Origin of the sequence: Nitrobacter sp., from assembly GCF_051535235.1 — a bacterium.
Classification (GTDB): Bacteria; Pseudomonadota; Alphaproteobacteria; order Rhizobiales; family Xanthobacteraceae; genus Nitrobacter.
This window is the reverse complement of the sequence record NZ_JBPPLZ010000011.1, coordinates 47707-71858: the sequence shown is the minus strand read 5'-3', so window position 1 is coordinate 71858 and position 24152 is coordinate 47707. Positions and strand designations below refer to the sequence as shown.

At 63.5% G+C, this 24152-nt stretch carries 18 protein-coding genes; 4 read left to right on the top strand and 14 right to left on the bottom strand.

The genetic code is table 11. The features are described 5' to 3' along the window. Positions 1–651 precede the first annotated feature (651 nt). Positions 652–1191 (top strand): septal ring lytic transglycosylase RlpA family protein, encoded by a 540-nt coding sequence (locus ACS3WA_RS13690; protein WP_438279067.1) that lies wholly within the window; start codon positions 652–654, stop codon positions 1189–1191. A 139-nt stretch (positions 1192–1330) separates the two neighbouring features. Here ACS3WA_RS13690 and ACS3WA_RS13685 read toward each other — a convergent pair whose 3' ends face one another. The 4 genes from ACS3WA_RS13685 to ACS3WA_RS13670 form a co-directional block, all read right to left on the bottom strand. Further along, entirely contained in the window at positions 1331–3505 is a 2175-nt protein-coding gene (locus tag ACS3WA_RS13685) for a peptidase domain-containing ABC transporter (protein WP_438279066.1), read from the bottom strand. Then, positions 3502–4746, bottom strand: coding sequence for an HlyD family efflux transporter periplasmic adaptor subunit (locus ACS3WA_RS13680; RefSeq protein WP_438279065.1), 1245 nt, complete (start codon positions 4744–4746; stop codon positions 3502–3504). The genes ACS3WA_RS13685 and ACS3WA_RS13680 overlap by 4 nt, the downstream gene beginning before the upstream one ends. Next, complete coding sequence (locus ACS3WA_RS13675) at positions 4739–6286, bottom strand: 2Fe-2S iron-sulfur cluster-binding protein (RefSeq protein WP_438279064.1); 1548 nt, start codon at positions 6284–6286, stop codon at positions 4739–4741. Before ACS3WA_RS13675 ends, ACS3WA_RS13680 begins: the two co-directional genes overlap by 8 nt. A gap of 199 nt (positions 6287–6485) precedes the next feature. Further along, a complete protein-coding gene (locus tag ACS3WA_RS13670) occupies positions 6486–8696 on the bottom strand; it encodes a primosomal protein N' (RefSeq protein WP_438279063.1) in 2211 nt (736 codons plus the stop codon). Positions 8697–8799: 103 nt separating this feature from the next. Here ACS3WA_RS13670 and ACS3WA_RS13665 point away from each other — a divergent pair, with 103 nt between their 5' ends. Together ACS3WA_RS13665 and ACS3WA_RS13660 are read left to right on the top strand one after the other, a co-directional pair. Then, complete coding sequence (locus tag ACS3WA_RS13665) at positions 8800–9768, top strand: tyrosine recombinase XerC (RefSeq protein ID WP_438279062.1); 969 nt, start codon at positions 8800–8802, stop codon at positions 9766–9768. Between the two features lie 115 nt (positions 9769–9883). Further along, positions 9884–10480, top strand: coding sequence for a DUF4337 domain-containing protein (locus ACS3WA_RS13660; protein WP_438279061.1), 597 nt, complete (start codon positions 9884–9886; stop codon positions 10478–10480). A 59-nt stretch (positions 10481–10539) separates the two neighbouring features. Here the strand turns inward: ACS3WA_RS13660 and lpdA are convergent, their stop codons facing one another. The 10 genes from lpdA to ACS3WA_RS13610 form a co-directional block, all read right to left on the bottom strand. Further along, positions 10540–11943, bottom strand: coding sequence for a dihydrolipoyl dehydrogenase (gene lpdA / locus ACS3WA_RS13655; RefSeq protein ID WP_438279060.1), 1404 nt, complete (start codon positions 11941–11943; stop codon positions 10540–10542). Positions 11944–12091: 148 nt separating this feature from the next. Beyond that, on the bottom strand, positions 12092–12592 hold the full coding sequence (locus ACS3WA_RS13650; protein WP_438279059.1) for a hypothetical protein: 501 nt from the start codon (positions 12590–12592) through the stop codon (positions 12092–12094). A gap of 21 nt (positions 12593–12613) precedes the next feature. Continuing rightward, on the bottom strand, positions 12614–13918 hold the full coding sequence (gene odhB, locus ACS3WA_RS13645) for a 2-oxoglutarate dehydrogenase complex dihydrolipoyllysine-residue succinyltransferase (RefSeq protein WP_438279058.1): 1305 nt from the start codon (positions 13916–13918) through the stop codon (positions 12614–12616). 192 nt (positions 13919–14110) lie between these two features. Then, positions 14111–17068 carry a 2-oxoglutarate dehydrogenase E1 component gene (locus ACS3WA_RS13640; protein WP_438279057.1) on the bottom strand — a complete coding sequence of 986 codons (2958 nt, stop codon included), beginning with the start codon at positions 17066–17068 and terminating at the stop codon, positions 14111–14113. A 134-nt stretch (positions 17069–17202) separates the two neighbouring features. Further along, positions 17203–18087: a succinate--CoA ligase subunit alpha gene (gene sucD / locus ACS3WA_RS13635; protein ID WP_438279056.1), complete on the bottom strand. Its 885-nt coding sequence runs from the start codon at positions 18085–18087 to the stop codon at positions 17203–17205. Further along, entirely contained in the window at positions 18088–19287 is a 1200-nt protein-coding gene (gene sucC / locus ACS3WA_RS13630; RefSeq protein WP_438279055.1) for an ADP-forming succinate--CoA ligase subunit beta, read from the bottom strand. Positions 19288–19531: 244 nt separating this feature from the next. Beyond that, positions 19532–20500, bottom strand: a complete 969-nt coding sequence (mdh, locus tag ACS3WA_RS13625) for a malate dehydrogenase (protein WP_438279054.1) — start codon at positions 20498–20500, stop codon at positions 19532–19534. Between the two features lie 151 nt (positions 20501–20651). Further along, entirely contained in the window at positions 20652–21836 is a 1185-nt protein-coding gene (gene zapE / locus ACS3WA_RS13620) for a cell division protein ZapE (RefSeq protein WP_438279053.1), read from the bottom strand. A 69-nt stretch (positions 21837–21905) separates the two neighbouring features. Then, on the bottom strand, positions 21906–22442 hold the full coding sequence (thpR, locus tag ACS3WA_RS13615) for an RNA 2',3'-cyclic phosphodiesterase (RefSeq protein WP_438279052.1): 537 nt from the start codon (positions 22440–22442) through the stop codon (positions 21906–21908). Positions 22443–22661: 219 nt separating this feature from the next. After that, positions 22662–23312 carry an arylesterase gene (locus ACS3WA_RS13610; protein ID WP_438279070.1) on the bottom strand — a complete coding sequence of 217 codons (651 nt, stop codon included), beginning with the start codon at positions 23310–23312 and terminating at the stop codon, positions 22662–22664. A 49-nt stretch (positions 23313–23361) separates the two neighbouring features. Between ACS3WA_RS13610 and ACS3WA_RS13605 the strand changes: the two genes are divergently transcribed. Beyond that, positions 23362–24084, top strand: coding sequence for an ABC transporter ATP-binding protein (locus tag ACS3WA_RS13605; protein WP_438279051.1), 723 nt, complete (start codon positions 23362–23364; stop codon positions 24082–24084). The last annotated feature ends 68 nt before the right edge of the window (positions 24085–24152 follow it).

Sequence of the window (24152 nt, the reverse complement as noted above, 5' to 3'; positions counted from 1 at the left end):
CAGCAGCCACCAGAGCGCTCTTCAAGCTGTCAAACTCGCAAGGGAAAAGCCGTCGCCAAACACGCGGCGCGATTGCGGCCCAAGCCCTTGGAATTCAAGAGGGACTTCGATTTCCGACCGACACAAACGTGTCGGCAGCGTTAAAATCGCGGCTTTGCTAACATAGCGCGCGCGCAGGTGCAACATGACGGCAGCGCACGGCGATGCCTTGTCGCATGGGCGCGATCAACCCGACGGACATTCGCGTCGCGTCGCGGGCACGCGGGAAAATTTCCTGCCGCGCAGTAATTGCGATGCGCGGGCGGGAGTCTCGTCAAACGCAAGTTCGTCCTGTGTCGCAGCCGCTTCCAGCACCCTTGCCGGCGGGCATGACGCCGAAACGTCGTGCAGTACTTGCTGAACGGTTGCCGATGCCGCGGCATGACTTCCTTTTACAGTAATGACAAGTATATTATCGTATATGATTTATAAAAGTGTGTATTAATTTGATTAGTTGGTCACGACCGGTCGATCAAAAGATATTTCAGCCGAAACATGAAGCATTACTTCGCCCATTTTACGCCTTAGTTGCAGGATCAACCCTCCGGCGACTCAGAGGCCATGGCTTTCACTTGTCGCAGGGGCGGCAATACTGCTCAGGGGACTTTCAATATGTTGCACTCGCAAAAGCCGACGTTGGGGTTTCTAATGCGGCCGCGCATGGCGGTCGCCATGCTCGCCGCAACTGTTTTGATTGCAGGGAGCGTAAGCGAGGCATCGGCCCGTTCGCGCCACCATCACCATCGTCATCATCACCGGGCGCACCATGCTGCCGGCCCCGCCGCCGCGCAGCAGTCCTGGGGACAATCCTGGGGAGCGCAGCAGCCCTGGCTGAACGCCAATGCGTCCCTTGGGCGGTCGGCAGGTTCAGGCCGGTCGTTCTCCGGGGTGGCTTCCTACTACGGAAGTGAGTCCGGCAGCCGCACCGCGTCCGGTCAGCGCTTCAACCAGAACGCCATGACAGCGGCCCATCGCAGCCTGCCGTTCGGGACCAAGTTGAGGGTCACCCATGGCAGCCGCAGCGTGGTGGTCACCATCAACGATCGCGGCCCCTTCATCCGAGGGCGCGTGCTGGATCTTTCGAAAGGCGCTGCCCGCGCGATCGGGTTGACCGGCCGTGGCGTCGGCCGCGTGGTCGCCCAGGTGATGTAGGCTGCGCGTCAGAGCGTTTTCGAGCGAAGTGGAAACCGGTTTTCGGAAAAGATCGCGCTCAAACTTCCGATTCCATCAGAAGCGAAAAGTTCCATCAGAAGCGAAAAGCTCCGGGTGAGCGGCCTGTCAGCCGGCGCACTCATTCCGCAGGCTCCGGCGGTGCGACGGAGAGCGGGGTTACGTCCGTGAGCGCCTCGCGGGGCAACGGTTCGGTTCCGCCGACGCGCACCAATCCCCGGTTCTGGACGGTGAACACCCGCCGCGCGCGCCGCAGCAGCGCCGGGCGATGTGCGACCACGATGCGGGTGATATTCATCTGGTCGATCAGATCCGCGATCAACTCCTCGTTCTGCTCGTCGAGGTTCGCGGTGCCTTCATCGAGGATCAGAATCTGCGGCTGGCGATACAGCGCCCGCGCCAGCAGCACGCGCTGCCGCTGCCCGCCGGAGAGCGTCGAGCCCATGTCGCCGACGAGGCTGAGATACTGCATGGGGAAGCGCATGATGTCGGCATGCACGCGCGCGGCGTGAGCGGCGGCGACAACGCGCTCCATGTCGAGGTTCGGATCGAAGCCGGCGATGTTTTCCGAAATGGTGCCGGACATCAGACGGTCGTCCTGGGCGACGACGCCGACGCTCTGGCGCCAGCTTCGCCAGCGCTCGGGCGTGGCGCGGTGTCCGTCGAGTTCGATGGTGCCGTCGGTCGGATGGATCAGTCCGAGCATCAGCTTGAGCAGCGTGGTCTTGCCGCCGCCCGATCCGCCCTGGATGGCGACGTAGTCGCCCTGCTTGATGTCGAGATTGACGTCTTCGAGGATCAGCGGATCGCTGATGCCGTAACGGAAGCAGACATTCTTCAGCCGCATGTGTCCCTGATTGACCAGCGGGCCGGGCAGGCCTTGCGTGACCTCTGAGCGGGTCGTCACGATGTCGGAGAGGCGGTCGAGATGCAGCCGCAACAGCCGGAACTGGACCATCTGGTTGACCAGCGCCATCGCGCGGTCGGTGAAGGTCTGCCGGTAGGACAGGAACGAGAAGATCATGCCGACCGAAAAGCCCGCGCCCGACAGGATGGTGACGCCGGCGACGTAGATCACGATCACGGTTTGCAGGCCGGTGACGGCCGATTGCAGGAAGGTCTGCGAGATCTGGTAACGGCCGACGGCGATGCCGGCGTTGGTGGTCTCGACGTGCAGGTTTCGCCAGGTCGCTTCCCGTATCGACTCCCTTCCCAACAGTTTCAGCGTCGTGGCGGCGCGGATGGTCTCGATGAGGTGCGACTGCTCCTTGGCCTCGGCGACGATGGACTCGGCCATGCGGCGCTTGGTGCCGGGAAACAGCGCCAGCGTGATGCCGAGGTTGATGAGCACGCCGACGATGACGATGAGCGCGAGCGCCGTGGAATAGAAGAACAGGATGAAGCCCGCGATCAGCGCCATGATGCCGTCGATGACGGTGCCGATCACGCCCTGCGTGATGGCGTCCTGCACCGGCTTGACCGAGCCGAGGCGCGAGATGATGTCGCCGACGTGTCGCTTCTCGAAATAGTCGTTGGGCAGCCGCAGCAGGTGCCGGACCAGGTTGCCGGTGATCTGGAAGCTCAGGAGCTGGCCGAAGATGCGGAGCGCCCAGCCGCGGATCGCCTCAAGCCCGGCCTGAATAATGACGAGGGCGCCGAATCCCAGGGCTATCACCGTCAGCAGTTGATGATCGGATTGCGCGAGCGCCTCGTCGACCACAAGCTGCATCTGTAACGGCATCACGAAAGCCGCGATCTGCAGCGCGACCGACAGGATCAGCACCTGCGCGACCGCCCAGCCCCAGCCATGCATCTTCGACCAGAGCAGTGACAGCTTCATCGGCAGGCGCGCTTCGAGCGGCTCGAAGGTTTCGCTCCGCGCCAGTTCGAGGATCACGCCGGTCAGGTGCTTCGAGGCTTCCTCCATCGTGAAAGTGCGAAGGCCGACCGCCGGATCGTGGACGGTGATGCCTTTTGACGACACAGACTTCAGCACCACGAAGTGATTGAGGTCCCAGTGCGCGATGGCGGGAAGCTGGACCTTGGGCAACGCCGCCAGTTCGACGCGGATGGCGCGCGTCGAAAATCCGAGCTGGTCGGCGATCCCCATCAGGCTTTTCAGCGACGCGCCGGCCATCGACACCGCAAACCGCTGGCGCAGCGCATTGAGATCGACATCGTGGCCGTGATAGCGCGAGATCATGGCGAGGCAGGCGAGGCCGCATTCCGCGGCCTCCGACGCCATCATGACGGGAAGGGTTCGTCGGCCCAGATTGAGTTCCCGGAGAATGTTCATGCGCGGCGGCCCACGGCATAGATCGGATCGAACAGCCAGCGCAGCAGGCTTCGATGCTCGAAGACGATTTCAGCCGACACCAGCATTCCCGGCTGCATCGGCACGGTCTGGCCATAGGCTTCCATCGAGCTACGGCTGAGAGACACGCGGATCCTGAACACCGGTTCCTTGATGTCGAGCCCGGGAAAGCCGACATCGGCAGGGCCGAGCACGGTGGTCGAGACCGTTCTCACCGCGCCGCGCACCGTTCCGAAGCGTTGATAGGGAAAGGCCTGCAGGCTGAGTTCGACCTGTTGCCCGGGCCGGACGAAACCGATCGCGCGCGACGGCGCCAACAGTTCGGCCTCGATCTCGCTGCCCGAAGGGATAATCACCGCGACGATGCCGCCCGCAGCCACGGCCTGGCCGTCGCTGACGGGGAGCGCGGCGATCCGTCCGGTGGTCGGTGCGACGAAAAACTGCAGGCGCCGCGCTTCCGATTCGGCGCGGCGCTGCTCGAGCGTCGCCCGGGCGACATCGGCGTCGGAGCGGGCGGCTTTGATTTCCAGCGGGATCGAAACCAGTCGCGCCTTGATGTCCGCAAGTTCGCGCTCCGCCGTCGCCTTCTGGCGGCGCGCGCCGGCGAGATCCTGTTCGATCGCCAGCGCGGCGAGCCGCCGCTGATCGACCTCGCGTTTCGGCATATAGCCCTTGGCGGAGAGGGCTTCCCCGCGATCCACCTCGTCCCGCGCAAGTTTCAGCCGTTCCTGCTGCAACTCGATCTGCTGATCCACCTGGGCAAGTTCGTTCTGGCTCTTACTGACCCGAACGTTCGCCTGATCCCGCTCCAGTTCCAGCAGCGCCAGTTTCGACTCAGCCCTCGACTTCGCCGCGAGCGATTCCGATTCGAATCCCTTGAGAAGCGCATCCCCAGTATTGCCGGTTGCGGTCGCGGTGGAGACGTCGAGGATGGCGAGGCGCGTGCCCTTCTCGACGTTGTCGCCTTCCTTGACGAGGACGCTTCGCAAGGTCCCCTGCGCCTGCGAGGTGATCCGGATCATGCCCTGGTCGGGCACCAGGAACCCGCTCACGGTCGTCTTCCGCGCGTATGTCGCGGTTGCGGCGAAGGTCGCGGCTGCGAAGACGATGCCCGACAGCAGCAGGCCGAGCGTCTTCAACGAAAGCGGCGAGGCCAGGAAGACCTGGCCCTCCAGCCGTTGCGTGGCATGTTCGATGGCTTCGCGGCGGAACAGATCACTCATCGCAGTGCCTCGTTGGCTCCAGTTTCATCGGGTCACCGGACTCAGTCGACATGGATGCCGCTTCTTCCCAGGCCTCTGCCAGATGCTCGAGCACCTCCACTGTGACATGCGACACAGAACAGCAGATGGTGCCGGTCTCGTCACGCCAGCTCAGCGCCGAGTACCGATTGCGCTGGCCGCGGATCGCTACCGGCGCAGAGTCCGTTTCCGGAAACATGAAGACCGAAATGAGCCGGGTATCCCGTTCGTAGACGCACGTGCCGACGGCCCGCTCTCCGACGTAATCCATCCTCGCGCCCCGCAGGTGGTAGCCCCAACGCTCCACGTCGCGGACCTTCGCGGCGCGTTCCGACTGGCGCAGAAGCCAGGCTTCCACCTCCGCCGGATCGGATGAGACGAATTCGATCGCGGAGTCGCCGATATCAGCGCGGACGTGGGCTGCAACCACTTCCTTGATCTCGGAGAATTCGGTGTGGATCGGGCTGTGGACACCGGGCCGGCTGACGATGGCGATCGTCAGAGGCGCGGTGGGATGGATCTGGCAGGCCAGCCTCACATTCGACGGTGCGTCGATCGCGCCGAGGGTCGTCGCCTCGACGGCATCAGGAGCCGGAAGCGATTCCTGTCCGTTTTCGATGCGGACCCGGCAGGTCGAACAGCGGCCGCGGCCGCCGCAGAGCGACGCATGCGGGATGCCGGCCGACCGGCTGACCTCCAGAAGCGTCATGCCGGGCGTCAGATCGACGGCCGGTCCATCGAGGTAACTGATCCGGACCGGTCCGCGCTTTGCGGTCTCGCGGCGGTAGCGCAGGAATGCAATGCCGATCGCGGTCGCGGCGAGCAGCCCGAATCCCCATCGGACGATGTCGCGCAAGGTCGCCATCGTCGCCGCGTCATGGGCGTTCGGCCAGTTCGTTCGCGCTTTCAGCGCGGCGAACGCGCTCGGGTCCGACATGATGTAGGTCGCGCGCATCCCCGCGACAGCAAATCCGGACAGCGCCAGCACCGGCAACAACAGGGCGACGGCCAGCAGGAACGGAGCGAACCGGCTGTAGGAATCGGACAGCCGCAACCAGTAGTGGATGCCGATGCAGCCGTGGATCCACACCAGCACCAGCAGGGTGCTTTGCAGGATCGCGCTGTCGGGCCAGAGCCGGACCAGTTCATAGAGGTAGATGTCGTTGGCGCCGAATACCGCATGCGCCACGCGGGTGTTGACGATATGCGGAAATAGCAGAAACGGAATCGAAAGACCGATGCCGATTTGCAGAGCCTCCCAGACCGGCATCCGCCAGGTTTCCCGCCGGCTCAATTTATAAAGGCCGAGGGCGACGTGGGTGATCAGCGCGAGCAACAGGATGATCGACACCGGCCATGACCGGGTGACCGCGGTTCGCAACTCCTGTACCCGATGCATGGCCTCGAGGTTGACAAGACCGACCGCATGATTGGCGAAATGCGTGGCCGCAAACGCCATCAGCGTCAGCCCCGATGCCAACCTCAGACGCTGCAAACCGCTGCCGCGGAAGTAGATATGCATTCAGCCCTCGCGCGGCGGCAGATTGAATGCCAACCCGGAAGCCGTCAATCCCGCCGCGCCGTTGTACAGAGGCGGGCGTGATCCACAGCACATGGCGGACAGTAATCCACCCGCTCCCGGCATGACCGGATTCCCAGATGTGCAATTGCACATCTGTGATCGCCGCTCACGCGGCGTCCGGAATGACGAAGAAGCGCTCTCAAAGAAAACTCTGGGGATCGACGTCCACTTCGAGCTTGAGGTTGCCCCTGGTCTTCGGTCCCGCGGCGAGCCACTCGCGCAGATAGCCGGACAGGTCCACGCCGCGCGCCGACTTCGCCAGCAAGCGAAAGCGATAGCGGCCTTTGATGACGGCGAGCGGCGCTTCAGCCGGTCCGAGCACCTGAACGCGTTCGTCGATCGGTGCGGTCGCGGCGAGCTGGCGGGCGAAACCCTCTGCGGTCGGGCGGTCGCCCGCGGATATGATCAGGCTGGCGAGGCGGCCGAACGGCGGATAGCCCGCGCGTTCCCGCGCCTCGATCTCGCCGGCGTAAAACGCCTCGCGGTCGCTTGCGACCAGCGCCTTCATCACGGGATGTTCGGGCTGGTGGGTTTGCAGATAACCGATGCCGTGGCCTTTCTCGCGGCCGGTGCGGCCGATCACCTGGTTGAGCAGTTGGAAAGTCCGCTCCGCGGCGCGCGGATCGCCGTTGCTCAGGCCGAGGTCGGCATCGACGACACCGACGAGGTTCAGGCGCGGAAAATGATGTCCCTTCGCCACCAGTTGCGTGCCGATGATGATGTCGACGCGGCCTTCCGCGATGTCGTTGAGTTCGGTGCGCATCGTCTCGACCGAGGTGATCAGATCGCTCGACAGCACCATTGTGCGGGCGTCGGGGAACAGCGCGGCGGCCTCTTCCTGCAGCCGTTCTACGCCGGGACCGACAGCGACAAGCGATTCCTCCGCCGCGCAATGCGGACATTGATGCGGACGCGGCATCGAGAAGCCGCAGTGATGGCATACGAGACGCTGCCGGAAGCGGTGATCCACCAGCCAGGCGTCGCAGATCGTGCAGGCGAAGCGGTGACCGCAGGCGCGGCACAATGTCAGCGGCGCGTAGCCGCGGCGGTTGAGGAACAATAGCGCCTGCTCGCGCCGTTCGATGGCGTTTTGAATCTCGCCGGCGAGACGCGGAGAAACGAAGCGGCCGCGCGGTGGACCCTCGCGGCGCAGATCGATCAGTTCGATCTGCGGCATGTGCTGGCCGCCGAACCGCGACGTCAGCGCGATGCGCTGGTAGCGTCCCTTGCGCGCATTGACTTCGCTTTCGACCGAAGGCGTCGCCGACGCCAGCACGATCGGAATTTTCGCGATATGGGCGCGCACCACGGCCATGTCGCGAGCGTGATAATGTGTGCCTTCGTCCTGCTTGTAGGCCTGGTCGTGCTCCTCGTCGACGATGATCAGTCCGAGATCGGCATAGGGGAGAAACAGCGCCGAGCGCGCGCCGACCACGACCTGCGCCTCGCCCGCCGCGATCGCGGCCCAGTTGCGTGCGCGACTTCGCGGCGTCAGTTCGGAATGCCACTCCAGCGGCCGCTCGCCGAAGCGCGCCGCGAAGCGGTCACGGAACTGGCCGGTCAGCGCGATCTCCGGCATCAGGATCAGCGCCTGCTTTCCCCGGCGGATGGCTTCGGCGACCGCTTCGAAATAGACTTCGGTCTTGCCGGAACCGGTGACGCCGTCGAGCAGCGCGACGTGGAACGTGCCGTTCGCGGCGAGCGCACGCATGGCGTCCACGGCTGTGCGCTGGATGCGGGAAAAGTCGGGGACGGCGAAATCGGGATCGGGCGGTGGCGGCGGCGGTGGAGGCGGCATCGGCTCGACCGTCAGCGTGCCCTCGTCGACGAGGCCGTCGACCACGCCGGCGCTGACGCCTGCTTCCTTCGCGGCGTCGGATTTTCCGTGCAGCAGGCGATCGGACAATACCGCGATCAGCCGCTGTCGTGCCGGCGTCATGCGCTGCGGCGGCTCGCCGCTGAGCCGCACCCCGGCTCGTGCCCGCTCCGGTCCAAGATGCTCGCCCATCCGAAGGCTCATGCGCATCACCATGCCGCGCGATGACAGCGTGTAGTTCGCGACCCAGTCGATCAGCGTGCGCAGTTCGGTCTTGAGCGGCGGCACGCCGAGTTTTTCGCCGATGTCCTTCAACCGGTTGTGCAGACGCGGATCGGGCGCAGGGTTTTCGGCCCAGACCACGGCGATGACCTCGCGCGGTCCGAGCGGCACCGTGACCACGTCGCCGGGCGCGACCTCCATGCCGCGCGGAACGCGGTAGGAATAAGCCTGGTCGATCGCAACGGGAACCAGAACATCGACGACGCGAGTCGTCGATGACGATGCCGAGCGGTTGCGCGAAAAATGGTCCATCCGAAGAGTCGGGCTCGAGTAGGGTCGCCAGTCGTAAAGTTAGCAAACGATAAACCAAAGCGGCGCGATATAATCGCCGAAATCATCGTGACGGGTAGGAATCATGCCCAAGCCCGCTCCAGAACCGTTACCCGATCTCGTCTGCGCGGCCCCGGATGTGGGGCGGCAAATCGTGCGATGGCTGGCGCATCTGCGGACCGAGCGAAGGCTCTCCCTCAAGACCTGCGAGGCCTATGCGCGGGATGTCCGGCAATGCCTGGCGTTTCTCGGCGAGCACTGGGGCGAGTTGGTGACGCTGAAGCGCCTCGCCGCGCTTGAGGCGAGCGATGTCCGCGCCTTCATGGCCGCGCGTCGCGCCGATGATGTCGGTGGCCGGTCGCTGATGCGCGCGCTGGCGGGCTTGCGCTCGTTCGCGCGATTTCTGGAACGGGAAGGGCTCGGCAAGGTCGGCGCGCTCAGCGTGGTCCGCGCCCCGAAGGTTGGCAAGAGCCTGCCGAAACCGATTCATATGAGCGCGGCGAAGCGCTTTGCCGATGCGTCCGAGCGCGCCGGCGAGGATCGCGAACCCTGGATCTGGGCGCGCGACGCCGCGGTGATGGCGCTGCTGTACGGATCGGGCCTGCGCATTTCCGAGGCGCTCGGCTTAAAGCGCCGTGATGTGCCGCAACCCGGGGCGGGCGACGTTCTGATCGTCACCGGCAAGGGCAACAAGACGCGGATGGTGCCGGTGCTGCAGAACGTGCTGGCGCTGATCCATGAATATGTCGCGATGTGTCCGCATTCGCTGCCGCCTGAAGGGCCGATCTTCGTCGGCACGCGGGGCGGTCCGCTCAGGGCGCGCATCATCCAGCTCGTCATGGCGCGGATGCGCGGCGCGCTCGGCCTGCCCGACAGCGCGACGCCGCATGCGTTGCGTCATTCATTCGCGACGCATCTCTTGAGTCGCGGCGGCGACCTGCGCGCGATCCAGGAGCTGCTGGGTCACGCATCGCTTTCGACCACGCAAATCTACACCGGCATCGACAGCGAACGGCTGCTCGAGGTCTACAGGACGGCGCACCCCCGCGCCTGATCCCCTTGCGCCACGAAATTGCCGGCGGACATTCTCACCAATACTCCGGTTGGCCACTTGCGCGGGAAAAGCCAGAGGTCAATCGTGGACTGTCTAACCGCTGCGGGAGAGGACAATGAGCGCGCACGAAAGCATGGAGCACGCCGAGCATACGCATCATGCGTCAGGAGAAAACAAGAAGATTGCGCTCCTGATCGCCGTCATCGCGCTCTGCCTCGCTCTGTCCGAGACGCTGGGTAAAGGCGCGCAGACCGAATCGATCAGCAAGAACGTGGAGTCCTCCAACCTCTGGGCCTTTTTCCAGGCCAAGAGCATCCGCCGCACCGTGGTCCAGACCCAGGCCGACCAGGCCAGGCTCAGCCTCCGGCTCGCGGCGGATGATGCGACCAGGGCTGCGCTGCAGAAGCAGATCGACGACTGGCAGAAGACCGCGGCGCATTATCGTTCCGACCCGAGCACCGGGGAGGGGCAGGATCAACTTGCCGAGCGCGCCAAACACGCCGAGGACGCACGCGACCTCGCGATGGCGAAATATCATCACTTCGAGTTGGCGTCCGCCGCGTTCCAGATCGCGATCGTGCTGGCATCGGCCGCGATCATCACCGGCATGATCGTGCTGGCCTGGATATCGGGACTGCTGGCGCTGGCGGGGATTGGAATCACAGCGATCGGGATGTTCGCCCCGCACGCCTTGCATCTGCTGGGACACTGACGAGCAGATTTATGTGTTTATCTCGGGCGCGCCTCGTGTTGGCTTGCCCCGGAACAGAGTTACATGTGGATGGCGCGTTTGCCGACGGCGAGGGCGGCTTCCTTGACAGCTTCCGATCGCGTCGGGTGGGCGTGGCAGGTGCGGGCGAGATCTTCCGCCGAGCCGCCGAACTCCATCAATACGCAGGCTTCGTGGATCATTTCGCCGGCCTCGCGGCCGACGATGTGAACGCCGAGCACGCGGTCGGTTTTCGCATCCGCCAGAATCTTTACAAAGCCGTCGGTGGTCTGGTTGACCTTGGAGCGTCCGTTGGCCGTGAACGGAAACTTGCCGACGGTATAGACCGTGCCGGCCTGCTTCAGTTCTTCCTCGGTCTTGCCGACCGATGAGACCTCGGGCGTGGTGTAGACCACGCCGGGAATGACGTCGTAGTTCACGTGGCCGGCCTGGCCGGCGAGAATTTCGGCACAGGCGACGCCCTCGTCCTCGGCCTTGTGCGCCAGCATCGGACCTCTCACGACGTCGCCGATGGCGTAAATCCCTTTCACGCTGGTCGAAAAATGCGCGTCGATTTCCACACGCCCGCGATCGTCCAGCGCGACGCCCGCTTCCTTCAGGCCGAGGCCGTCGGTGTAGGGCGTGCGGCCGATGCAAACGAGTACGACGTCGGCCTCGATCGTCTCGGCCGCGCCGCCCGCGGCGGGCTCGACCCGGGCCGCCAGCGCCTTGCCTGACGAGTCGACGCCGGTGACCTTGGCGCCGAGCCTGAACGCAAAGCCCTGCTTCTCGAGGATGCGCTGGAATTGCCTCGCGATCTCGCCGTCCATGCCGGGCAGGATACGGTCGAGAAATTCCACCACCGTCACCTGCGCGCCCAGGCGACGCCACACCGACCCGAGTTCGAGACCGATCACGCCCGCGCCGATGACCAGAAGTTTTCCCGGCACTTTCTCAAGAGACAATGCGCCGGTCGAGGACACGATGCGCTTCTCGTCGATCTCGATACCCTTGAGCTTGGCGACGCCGGAGCCGGTGGCGATGACGATGTTCCTTGTTTCAACGGTCTGTTTTTTGCCGTCGACGCCTGATACCTCGACCTTGCCGGCGGCGAGAATCCTGCCGGTGCCGCCGATGACGTCGATCTTGTTTTTCTTCATCAGGTATTCGACGCCCTTGACGTTTCCGTCGATGCCCTGCTGCTTGAAATTCATCATCGCCGGCAGGTCGAGCTTCGGCGCGTCGACGCCGATGCCCATTTTCGCGAACGAGTGTCCTGCTTCCTCGAAGGTTTCGGAGGCGTACAGCAGCGCCTTCGACGGCATGCAGCCGACATTGAGGCAGGTGCCGCCGAGCGTTGGATTTTTCTCGACCACGGCGACCTTCATGCCGAGTTGCGCGGCGCGAATGGCGCAGACGTAGCCGCCGGGGCCGGTGCCGATAACGATGAGGTCGTAAGAAGCCATGGCCGCAATCCTGTCGTTTCAATCATGTCAGCGATATAGGCGGCTTCGTCGGACAACAGCCAGACGAGGGCGTTGGCGGTTTTGTCCGCGGCGCCACCGAACTGCGGCGGATACGAAGCTCGAAACTGCTCGATTTCAATTATGCTTCTCAATCCGTTGGGTCCGGTACGGTGAGCAATTTTGCGCGCTGGTCGAAGAGCAATCCGCCGACCAGTCGGTTGACCTCGTCGGGATCGGCTCCGTCAGTGATCAGCTTTCGTCTCAAAGCGTGCGCCTTGTCGAGGTTGCCGAGCTTTTTTTCGATCGCTGGTTGATGCTTTTCTTCAGCTTTCGCGTTTTCCTGATCGGCCTTCGCTCGTCGCCTCTGGTTATCATGGTAGAACAGCGCTCGCGACAGGACCCAGTCCGCTGACTTTTTCGAGACGTTTTCGAAAGATCCCAGAGCATTGAAGGGATTTTCACAGGCAATGCTTTTAACTTCGCCGCCGTATTCGGAGACGTAAATATGTGCGGCGGATGGCCCGTGCTCAAAGCTCAGACAAGCCAGGTAAACCAGTTCTAAAATGATCGCATTCAACTCCAGATCAATCGAGGTCAAATGACCGAACTCGGTGGTTTTGGTATCGGACTTCAGCAGGATTTGCGTCATGTGGGTTCTTTCTAGCCTGCACTACAAATCCAGCACCAGTCGGGCCGGATCTTCGAGCGATTCCTTGACGCGCACGAGGAAGGTGACGGCCTCCTTGCCGTCGATGACGCGGTGATCATAGGAGAGCGCGAGATACATCATCGGGCGGATTTCGACCTTGCCGCCGATCGCCATCGGACGTTCCTGAATCTTGTGCATGCCAAGGATCCCGGCTTGCGGCGCGTTCAGGATCGGCGTCGACATCAACGAGCCATAGATGCCGCCGTTGGTGATGGTGAAGGTGCCGCCCTGCATCTCCTCGATCTTGAGCTGGCCATCGCGGGCGCGGCGGCCGTAATCGGCGATGCTCTTCTCGATCTCGGCGATCGACTTGCGGTCGCAGTCGCGCACGACAGGCACGACGAGACCCTTGTCGGTGCCGACCGCGACGCCAATATGATAGTAATTCTTGTAGATCAGGTCGGTGCCGTCGATTTCGGCATTGACGGCGGGAATGTCCTTCAGCGCCTGAACGCAGGCTTTCGTGAAGAAGCCCATGAAGCCGAGCTTGGAGCCGTGCTTTTTCTCGAACACCTCTTTGTAGTGCGCGCGCAACGCCATGACGCTGGTCATGTCGACCTCGTTGAAGGTCGTCAGCATCGCCGCGGTATTCTGCACTTCCTTGAGGCGGCGCGCGATGGTCTGGCGCAAACGTGTCATCTTCACGCGCTCCTCGCGCGCGGCGTCGTCGGGAGGTGAGGGCGCGCGGAGCTGAACCGCGGCGGCCGGCTGGTTGACCGGGGTCGGCGCCGATGCCGCTCTCTCGATCGCGGCCAGCATGTCGCCCTTGGTGACGCGGCCGTCCCTGCCCGAACCCGGCACCGTGGAAGCGTCGACACCGCTCTCGGCGGAGAGTTTGCGGACCGAAGGCGCGAGCGGCGCGTCGGAGGGCGCTGAGGTTTCCGTCGCTGATGTTTCCGGCTTGGGCCGCGGCTCTTCCGGGCCGGCATTGATCGGTTTCGTGGTGTCGGACTTGAGGTCCGGACGTCCGGTTGCGCTTTCAGGCGCGACGCTTGCCGATGCCTTGGCCGCCGCGGGTTTTACCGGTGCGCCGCCTTCGGCTATCTGTCCAAGCAACGCGCCGACGGCGACCGTCTCGCCGTCCCTGGCGACGATCTCGCCGAGCGTGCCGGCGGAAGGCGCGGGCACTTCGATGGTCACCTTGTCGGTTTCGAGTTCGACGAGAGGTTCGTCGACGGCGACAGTGTCACCGGTCTTCTTGAACCATTTGCCGATGGTGGCCTCGGTTACCGATTCGCCGAGCGTCGGAACGCGTATCTCAGTCATGTGAGCAGCCCTTCCTAAATCCTCCGCCGGTCATGGCCGGTTATATCCGTCCGAAGCGCGGCGTCGCTTCGCTGGCTTATCTCGATACCCGCGTCTTGAGTGCGATGCAGAGCCGTAGATACCCGGCATCGCAGACAGGCTGACGCAATCTGCGCAAGCTTGATGGCGCACCGGGCATGACAACGCAATTTATTATCCAAGTGCTTCTTCGAGAAGTGCCTTGAGTTGCGCAAGATGCTTCGACATCAATCCGGTCGCGGTAGCGGCGGAGGCGGCGCGGCCGGCATAACGCGGGCGCCTGTTGGGTGCGCCGATCTGGTTGAGAATCCATTCGAGGTAGGGTTCGATGAAGTGCCACGCACCCATGTTGCGTGGCTCCTCCTGACACCAGACGATTTCGGCGTTCTTGAAGCTGCCGAGCACCTGCACCAGCGCCTTCAGCGGCACCGGATACAACTGTTCGATCCGCAACAGGTAGACGTCGTCGACGTTGCGCCTCTCGCGTTCCTCGTAGAGGTCGTAGTAGACCTTGCCGGAGCACAGTACCACGCGGCGGATATTGTCGTCGTCCACCAGTTTGATCTTCTGGTCCGGCAGCATCGCCGCATCGTCGTAAAGGATGCGGTGGAACGTGGTCGCGGCGCCGAGCTCGTCGAGGCGCGATACCGCCCGCTTGTGACGCAGCAGCGACTTCGGCGTCATCATGATCAGCGGCTTGCGGATCTGGCGCTTCAACTGCCGGCGCAGCGCATGGAAATGGTTCGCCGGCGTGGTCAGGTTGACAACCTGCATGTTGTCTTCCGCGCACATCTGCAGGAAGCGTTCCAGCCGCGCCGACGAATGCTCCGGTCCCTGGCCTTCATAGCCGTGAGGCAGCATGCAGACGAGACCCGACATGCGCAGCCACTTGCGTTCGCCGGCGGAGATGAACTGATCGAACACCACCTGCGCGCCGTTGGCGAAGTCGCCGAACTGCGCTTCCCACATCGTGAGCGCATTGGGCTCGGCGAGCGAATAGCCGTATTCGAAGCCGAGCACCGCTTCTTCCGACAGCAGCGAGTTGATGACTTCGTAGCGTCCCTGGTCCTTGCCGAGATGGTTGAACGGCGTGTAGCGGCTTTCGTCCTGCTGGTCGAACAATACCGAATGCCGTTGCGAGAAGGTGCCGCGCTCGCTGTCCTGGCCGGACAGCCGGACGTTATGGCCCTCCAGCATCAGCGAGCAGAACGCCAGCGCCTCCGCCGTCGCCCAGTCGATGCCGGTGCCGCCCTCGATCGCCTTGGCGCGGTTTTCGAGAAAGCGCTGCACCGTGCGATGCACGCGGAAACCGTCCGGCACGCGGGTGATGCTGCGGCCGATCTCCTTCAGCGTCGTGACGTCGACGCCGGTGACGCCTCGGCGCGGCTCCTCGTCCTGGTCGGCGAGCTTGAAGCCGGCCCACTTGCCGTCGAGCCAGTCGGCCTTGTTCGGCTTGTAGCCGGTGCCGCCCTCGAACTCGGCGTCGAGCCGCGCGCGCCAGTCGGCTTTCAGCTTCTCGACTTCACCCTCGGTGATGACGCCATCAGCGGTCAGCCGCTTCGCGTACAGTTCGAGCGTGGAAGGGTGCGCGGCGATCTTCTGGTACATCGTCGGGTTGGTGAACGACGGCTCGTCGCCTTCGTTGTGACCGTGGCGGCGATAGCAGAACATGTCGATCACGACCGGCTTGTGGAATTTCTGCCGGAATTCGGTCGCTACCTTGGCGGCGAACACCACAGCTTCCGGATCGTCGCCGTTGACGTGGAAGATCGGCGCTTCGATCATCTTGGCGACGTCGGACGGATAGGGCGATGAGCGCGAGTAGCGCGGATAGGTGGTGAAGCCGATCTGGTTGTTGACGATGAAGTGGATCGAGCCGCCGGTACGGTAGCCCTTGAGGTCCGACAGCGCAAAGCATTCCGCCACGACGCCCTGGCCCGCGAAAGCGGCGTCGCCGTGCATCAGGAGCGGCAGCACCGAGTTGCGTTGGTCGGGCGGGTCGCCGTGCTGATCCTGCTTGGCGCGCACCTTGCCGAGCACCACCGGATCGACGATCTCGAGGTGCGAGGGGTTGGCGGTCAGCGACAGGTGGATCCGGTTGTTGTCGAATTCGCGGTCGCTTGAGGCGCCAAGGTGATACTTGACGTCGCCCGAGCCTTCCACGGCGTCGGGATTGACCGAACCGCCCTTGAATTCGTGGAACAGCGCGCGGTGCGGCTTGCCCATCACCTGCGTCAGCACGTTCAGCCGTCCGCGGTGCGGCATGCCGATCACGATTTCCTTGACGCCGAGATTGCCGCCTCGCTTGATGATCTGCTCCAGCGCCGGAATCAGCGATTCGGCGCCATCGAGACCGAAACGCTTGGTGCCGGTGAACTTGACGTCGCAGAACTTCTCGAAGCCTTCCGCCTCGACGAGTTTCTTGAGGATGGCGCGGCGGCCTTCCGGCGTGAAGCTGATCTCCTTGTCCGGTCCCTCGATGCGCTCCTGGATCCAGCCTTTCTGCGCGCCGTTCGAAATGTGCATGAACTCGACGCCCAGCGTCTGGCAGTAGGTGCGCTCGCAGATCGCCACGATCTGGCGCAGCGTGCCGTATTCGAGGCCGAGAACATGGTCGAGAAAGATCTTGCGATCCATGTCGGCGTCGGTGAAGCCGTAGACGCGAGGATCGAGTTCTTCGTGGTCCCGCGCGGGGTCGAGACCGAGCGGATCGAGCCTGGCATGGAAATGACCGCGCATGCGATAGGCCCGGATCAGCATCAGCGCACGAACCGAATCGCGGGTGGCCTGGTGGACCTCGACGCCGGCCAGCGCCGAATCTTTCGCCTGTGTCCTGGCCTGCACCTTGGCGCCGACGGCCTGTTCGACCTGGGCCCAGTTACCGTCGAGCGCGGAGGTGAGGTCGTCCTGCGGCGCGAGCGGCCAATTCGCCTTCTCCCAGGACGGGCCTTCCGCGTTCTTCCGGACGTCCTCGGGAGCGTCCGTCAGGCTTTTGAAAAACTCCTGCCATTCGGCATCGACCGAGGCGGGGTCCTTTTCGTAGCGGGCGTAAAGACCGTCGATGTAGGAGGCATTCGGGCCGTGCAGGAACGAGGAAAGGGCAAATGCTGCATTCGCGTTCTGGCGAGACATGTCGCGTCCTGACGATTTCCAGTCTTGCGCATAGCAACGGCGCATTCGCCGATTCCGCGGCGGAATCAGCGCGAATTTGAATATTTTACCTTATTTAGGGTGGAACTTCGCTCCGAAAAGAACCAAAGTTTGAATCATGACCTCAACTTTTCGACAAGAGTCTTTCCGAGTCGCGCCGGGGACGGCGAGACGATAATGCCGGCGGCTTCCATGGCGGCGGTCTTGGACGCGGCGTCGCCCTTGCCGCCGGAGATGATGGCGCCGGCATGGCCCATGCGGCGGCCGGGCGGCGCGGTGACGCCGGCGATGAAGCCGACCACAGGCTTGCTGCGGCCGCGTCTGGCTTCGTCGATGAGAAACTGGGCGGCGTCTTCCTCGGCCGAACCGCCGATCTCGCCGATCATCACGATCGATGTGGTCTTGGGATCGGCGAGAAACATCTCCAGCACGTCGATGAATTCGGTGCCCTTGACCGGGTCGCCGCCGATGCCGACCGCGGTTGTTTGCCCCAGACCTTCCTGGCTGGTCTGAAATACCGCCTCATAAGTCAGCGTGCCCGAGCGGGAGACGATGCCGACATGGCCCGGCTTGAAGATGTTGGCCGGCATGATGCCGATCTTGCATTCGCCGGCGGTGACGACGCCCGGACAATTCGGCCCGATCAGCCGCGACTTCGATCCCGACAGCGACCGCTTGACCCGCACCATGTCCAGCACCGGAATGCCCTCGGTGATGCAGACGATCAGCGGAGTCTCGGCGTCGATCGCCTCGCAGATCGCGTCCGCCGCGCCCTGCGGCGGAACGTAGATCACGCTGGCGTCGGCGCCGGTCGCCTCGCGCGCTTCGCGGACGGTGTCGAACACCGGCAGGTCGAGGTGCTTGCTGCCGCCTTTGCCCGGCGAGGTGCCGCCGACCATCTTGGTGCCGTAGGCGATGGCGGCCTCGGAATGAAACGTGCCGTTCTTGCCGGTGAAGCCCTGGCAGATGACCTTTGTGTTCCTGTCGATCAGAACGGACATTTACCCGACCCCCTTCACGGCCTTGACGATCTTCTGCGCGGCATCGTCGAGATCGTCGGCGGACAGCACGTTGAGGCCGGACTCGCGGATGATCTTCTTGCCGGCGTCGACATTGGTGCCTTCGAGGCGAACCACCAGCGGGACATTGAGGCCGACCTGCTTCACCGCAGCGACGACGCCGTCGGCAATGACGTCGCATTTCATGATGCCGCCGAAGATGTTGACCAGGATGCCTTTCACGTTCGGATCGGCGGTAATGATCTTGAAGGCGGCCGCGACCTTGTCCTTGGTGGCGCCGCCGCCGACGTCGAGGAAGTTCGCAGGCGCCATGCCGTAGAGCTTGATGATATCCATGGTCGCCATCGCAAGGCCGGCGCCGTTGACCATGCAGCCGATCTGTCCGTCGAGCGCGACATAGCTCAGATCGAAGCGCGACGCCTCGATTTCCTTGGGATCCTCCTCGGTCTCGTCGCGCAGCGCCAGCACGTCGGAATGGCGGAACATCGCATTGCCGTCGAACGACACCTTGGCGTCGAGCACGCGCAGTTCACCTTGCCTGGTGACGACCAGCGGGTTGATCTCCAGAAGCGCCATGTCCTTGGCGATGAAGGCGGCGTAAAGCTGCGTTACCAGTCTGTCCGCCTGCTTGGCGAGGTCGCCGGTGAGGCCCAGCGCCTTGGCAGTGGTGCGGCCGTGATGGGCCATGACGCCGGTGGCCGGATCGATCGAGAAGGTCACGATCTTCTCGGGCGTTTTATGGGCGACGTCCTCGATATTCACGCCGCCCTCGGTGGAGACCACGAACGCGACCCGCGAGGTCTCGCGGTCGACCAGCGCCGAGAGGTAGAACTCCTTATCGATGTCGGAGCCTTCCTCGATGTAGAGACGGTTGACCCGTTTGCCGGCGGGGCCGGTCTGCGCTGTGACCAGCGTTGCTCCGAGCATCTGCCCGGCGTATTCGCTGACCTCAGCGACAGATTTGGCAAGACGGACGCCGCCTTTGTCTCCAGCGGAGGCTTCCCTGAACTTGCCCTTGCCGCGGCCGCCTGCATGGATCTGGCTTTTCACCACCCAGACCGGGCCGCCCAGCGTGTTCGCCGCCGCCTCGGCTTCCGATGCCTTCAGCACCGGAACCCCGCGCGAGACCGGCACGCCGAATTCGCGCAGCAACGCCTTGGCCTGGTACTCGTGGATGTTCATCGCGATGGTCTCCGACGCGTGGCAGTGACAATTGGCAGTGAAAATTCCTCGACTTCACCTGTCCGTCTGTCACAGACCGACCGGCGACACACTTGATCACGATGATTTTGGGTCGAATCGATCCAAAATCATGAACCTGGTCGATACCAATATTCCAAAGCGGGATGCTGGCGGAAACCGCTGCACCACTTTTCCCCATCCCGCTTCCAGCCGAAGGGCAGGCGGACAGTCGCCTCGCGGCCGATCAGCGGTCCAGCAGGTCGGGCGCGATCTTCTTGCAGGCATCGATAAGCCCCTGAACCGCGCCGACCGATTTGTCGAAGGCCTCGCGATCCTTGCCGCCAAGTTCGATTTCGACGACGCGCTCGACGCCTTTGGCGCCGATCACCACGGGGACGCCGACATACATGTCCTTCACGCCGTATTCGCCGTTGAGATAGGCGGCGCATGGCAGCACGCGCTTCTTGTCGCGCAGATAGCTTTCCGCCATCGCGATCGCCGAGGCCGCGGGCGCGTAGAAGGCCGAGCCGGTCTTCAGCAGGTTGACAATCTCCGCGCCGCCGTTGCGGGTGCGCTCGACGATCTCGTCGATGCGCGCCTGCGAGGTCCAGCCCATCTTGACGAGATCCGGCAGCGGAATGCCGGCCACGGTCGAGTACTTCACCAGCGGCACCATGCTGTCGCCGTGGCCGCCGAGCACGAAGGCGGTGACGTCTTCCACCGACACGTCGAATTCGTCGGCGAGGAAATAACGGAAGCGTGATGAATCCAGCACGCCCGCCATGCCGACCACCTTCTTCGCCGGCAGGCCGGAGGCTTTCTGAAGCGCCCAGACCATGGCGTCGAGCGGATTGGTGATGCAGATGACGAAGGCGTCGTGCGCATATTTCCTGATGCCGGCGCCGACCTGCTCCATCACCTTGAGATTGATGCCCAGGAGATCGTCGCGGCTCATGCCCGGCTTGCGCGGAATGCCGGCGGTGACGACGCAGACGCTGGCGCCCTCAAGCGCTTCGTAGGAATTGGCGCCGGTCAGCCTGGCGTCGAATCCCTCCACCGGAGACGACTGCGCGATATCGAGGGATTTTCCTTGTGGAATGCCTTCGGCGATATCGAACATCACGACGTCGCCGAGTTCTTTCAGACCGATGAGGTGAGCGAGCGTTCCTCCGATCTGGCCGGAGCCGATCAGGGCGATCTTGTCGCGCGCCATGGGAATTTATCCTTTGATGGCAAAGAGGCGGGATAAGGAAATTCTCGACAACAGCGTGGTTAGACCTTTCGTCCCGGCCGTTCAAGTCGTGCAGCGTGCATTCCTGTTCGCCCAAGGTTCGATCCCGATGACAGAAATGGCGGCATCAATGTCATGTCTCCACCAGTCCGGTGCTGGAGCCGCCGGCGGCGGAATCGCTGCGGCCGTGGGCCTGGGCCAGGTAGGACTCCGAGCCCATCTCGATCAGGCGCGAGGAAGTCCGCTTGAATTCGTTCGCCTCAAAACCCTCGCTCGCGCGATAGAGCGACAGCGGATCGGTGTCGCTCGAGGCCATCAGTTTCACGCCGTTGTCATACAGCGCGTCGATCAGCGCGATGAACCGTTTGGCGGCGTTGCGGTCGGCGTCGTTCATGACCGGAATGCGATCGATAATGAGGGTATGATAGTCCCGCGCGAGCCGCAGATAGTCGGAGGCGCCAAGCGGCTGCTCACAGAGGTCGGCGAAGGAAAACCGGGCCACGCCGTGGGACGAGCACGGCACCCGCAAGGTATGGCCCTTGATTGCGATGTCGCGAGGCCTGCACGGTGCGCCGCCCGTCATCAGCGCCCAACCCTTGTCGAGCGCCGCTTCGGCCTTGGCGTCGGCGGGCGTCAGCCACATCGTGACGCCTGCCAGCTTTTCCATGCGGAAATCGGTGCGTGCATCGAGGCGCAGCACCTCCATGCGTTCCTCGATCTGTTCGATGAACGGCAGGAATAGTACGCGGTTGAGGCCGCCCTCATAGAGATTCTCGGGCGGGACGTTGGATGTCGCCACCACCACCGTGCCGAGTTCGAACAGGCGCGCGAACAGGCGGCCGAGGATCATGGCATCGGCAATATCGGTGACGTGAAATTCGTCGAAGCACAAAAGCCACGCTTCCTCGAAGATCGAGGCCGCGGTGAGTTGAATGACATCGGCGTCGGCTATTTCGCCGCGCGCGATGCTCTGGCGAAAGGCGAAGATGCGCTCATGAACATGGGCCATGAACTCATGAAAATGGACGCGGCGCTTGTGCGTGACCGCGCTGTCATGGAAGAACAGGTCCATCAGCATGGACTTGCCGCGCCCGACGTCGCCGTAGATATAAAGTCCCTTCGGAGGAGGAGCGTGGTCGGGATGAAAGAGCTTGTCGAGGAAGCCTGACCTGGCCGCCGGCTTGTAGGCCATGAGCCGCTCGTCCAGCGCGGCGAGGGCTTCCGCAACCCGCGCCTGCGCATCGTCAGCCTCGATCGCGCCCGATGCGACGAGATCCTGATAGTGATCACGGAACAGCGTGGGCGAGGCCGAAAGCATCGGTCAGCTTACGACTCCATATCAGCCGAAATGCAAGTCGTGAATTGGTTGAACTTGCAGATCGGACGGTTACGGGCTGAGCGCGTAGGAATCCTCCACCACATAGGGTCCGCCGCCGACCGAGGCGCGCGAGGAGAACAGCACGAAACGCTCGGCGGTGAAGACTTTGGACGGAAAATAACCCCGCACCGACAGATAGTTCGCGACGTCATGGTTGGATGCGTCGCGCAGCCGCGCGAGCGTCACGTGAGGCGTGAACTTGCGGCTCTCGGGATCGAGCCCGCAGCGCTGGATCAGCCGTTCGAGTTCGGCCTGCAATTCGACCAGCGGCCCGCTCGGCTCCACCGAAGCGACGACGGCGCGCGGTTTCTTGCCGCCGAAACTGGACAGCCCGCGCAGCGTCACCTCGAATGGCTTGCGATTGACCCGCAGCAGAACCGACGCGATCTCGTTGGCGGATGCGCCGTCGATATCGCCGATGAAGCGCAGCGTGAGATGGTAATTTTCGGGATCGATCCAGCGGGCGCCCGGCAGACCGCCACGCAAATCGGACAGCGTGCGGCAGACGTCGGGCGGTATCTCCAGCCCGGTGAACAGACGCGGCATCGCAATACCCTCGATGCTGAGACCCCGATTCCGAAAGTCACGCGGCGAAAATCGAGGATCGAAACCAATTCAGCGGCGAATCACCGATATTCGCTTTTATCGCAGTTCTGTGACGGTGCGAAGCACGCCGCATCCGGCCGCTGGGTGATTTCCACGCGACGGTGCGCTCGCCATGTCCGTCATCATCTGGCTCCCGGTGACGAGAAGATGGACCATCCGTCAGTTTCTCACCTCTTTTGCTTTCTGTTCAGCGATGTCGCGGACAAAGGACTCAACCGTCGGCACGATGTTCTTCACGATCACCGCTACGCCGTCGGCGGTCGGATGCATGCCGTCGGCCTGATTGAGCTTGGTGTTGGCCGCGACGCCGTCGAGGAAAAACGGATAAAGCGGCACGTCGTATGCCTTGGCGAGATCGGGAAAGATCGCATTGAATTGCGCAGCATAGTCGGCGCCGTAATTCGGCGGCGCGACCATCCCGCACAACAGGACGGCGACACCGCGCGCCTTCAGCCGCTTCAGGATGCCATCTAGCGCCGCGCGCGTCGCCTTGGGATCGAGACCGCGGAGCGCATCGTTTGCGCCCAGTTCGAGAATCACGCCCTGGGTCGCGGCAGGCACCGACCAGTCGAGCCGGTCCAGACCGCCGGACGCGGTGTCGCCGGAAACGCCGGCATTGTCGATCGCGACATTCAGCCCTTTGTTCTGTAATGCCTTTTCCAATTGCGCCGGAAATGCGGCGGCGGCCGGAAGCCCGAGGCCGGCGCTTAGGGAGTCGCCGAGCACGACGAGCTTGATCGGACCGGCGGCAGGGGCCTGCGCGAATGCGGATGTCGTCAGCACCACGCTCAACGCCAGCCACATAAACATGCGCTTCAGCCACTCGACTGCTGGAAAGGAAGTCCCATATGACTTTCGCATGGACAGTCTCATCGAACGCTCGTCACCGGCCGGTTATTCTGAAGTCCCGGACGCCATCGCCATCGCCAATGTCAATCTCACGCTCGGCAGCGGCGCGGCGCGGGTCCACATCCTCAAGGACATCAATCTCCGCATTGGCCGCGCCGAAGCTGTCGGTCTGATCGGCCCCTCCGGGTCGGGCAAATCCACGCTGCTCATGGTGATGGCCGGGCTTGAACGTCCTGACAGCGGAGAGGTGGTGGTCGACGGCACCCGATTCAATGCTCTCGACGAAGACGCCCTCGCGCGATTTCGCGGTCGCCACGTCGGTATCGTGTTCCAGTCGTTTCATCTGATCCCGACCATGACGGCGCTCGAGAACGTCGCGGTGCCGCTCGAACTTGCGGGCGCCCTCGAAGCATCGGCGCGCGCGGCACGCGAACTGGAGGCGGTGGGTCTCGGTGAACGGCAGCATCATTATCCGGCGCAGTTGTCCGGCGGAGAACAGCAGCGCGTGGCGCTGGCGCGGGCGTTCGCGCCAGATCCTGCTATCCTCGTCGCCGACGAGCCGACAGGCAATCTTGACGAGGCGACAGGTCAGCAGATCGTCGATCTGCTTTTCGCCAAACATGCCGAGCGCGGCATGACGCTGGTGCTCGTCACCCACGACAACGCGCTCGCGCAACGCTGCGACCGCGTGGTGCGGTTGCGCTCGGGCCGCATCGACGGATCGGCGCAATGACTCATCATTCGTTATTCCGGACCGCAAATCATCCGTCATTCCCGGATCGCGAACGTCGTTCGCAATCT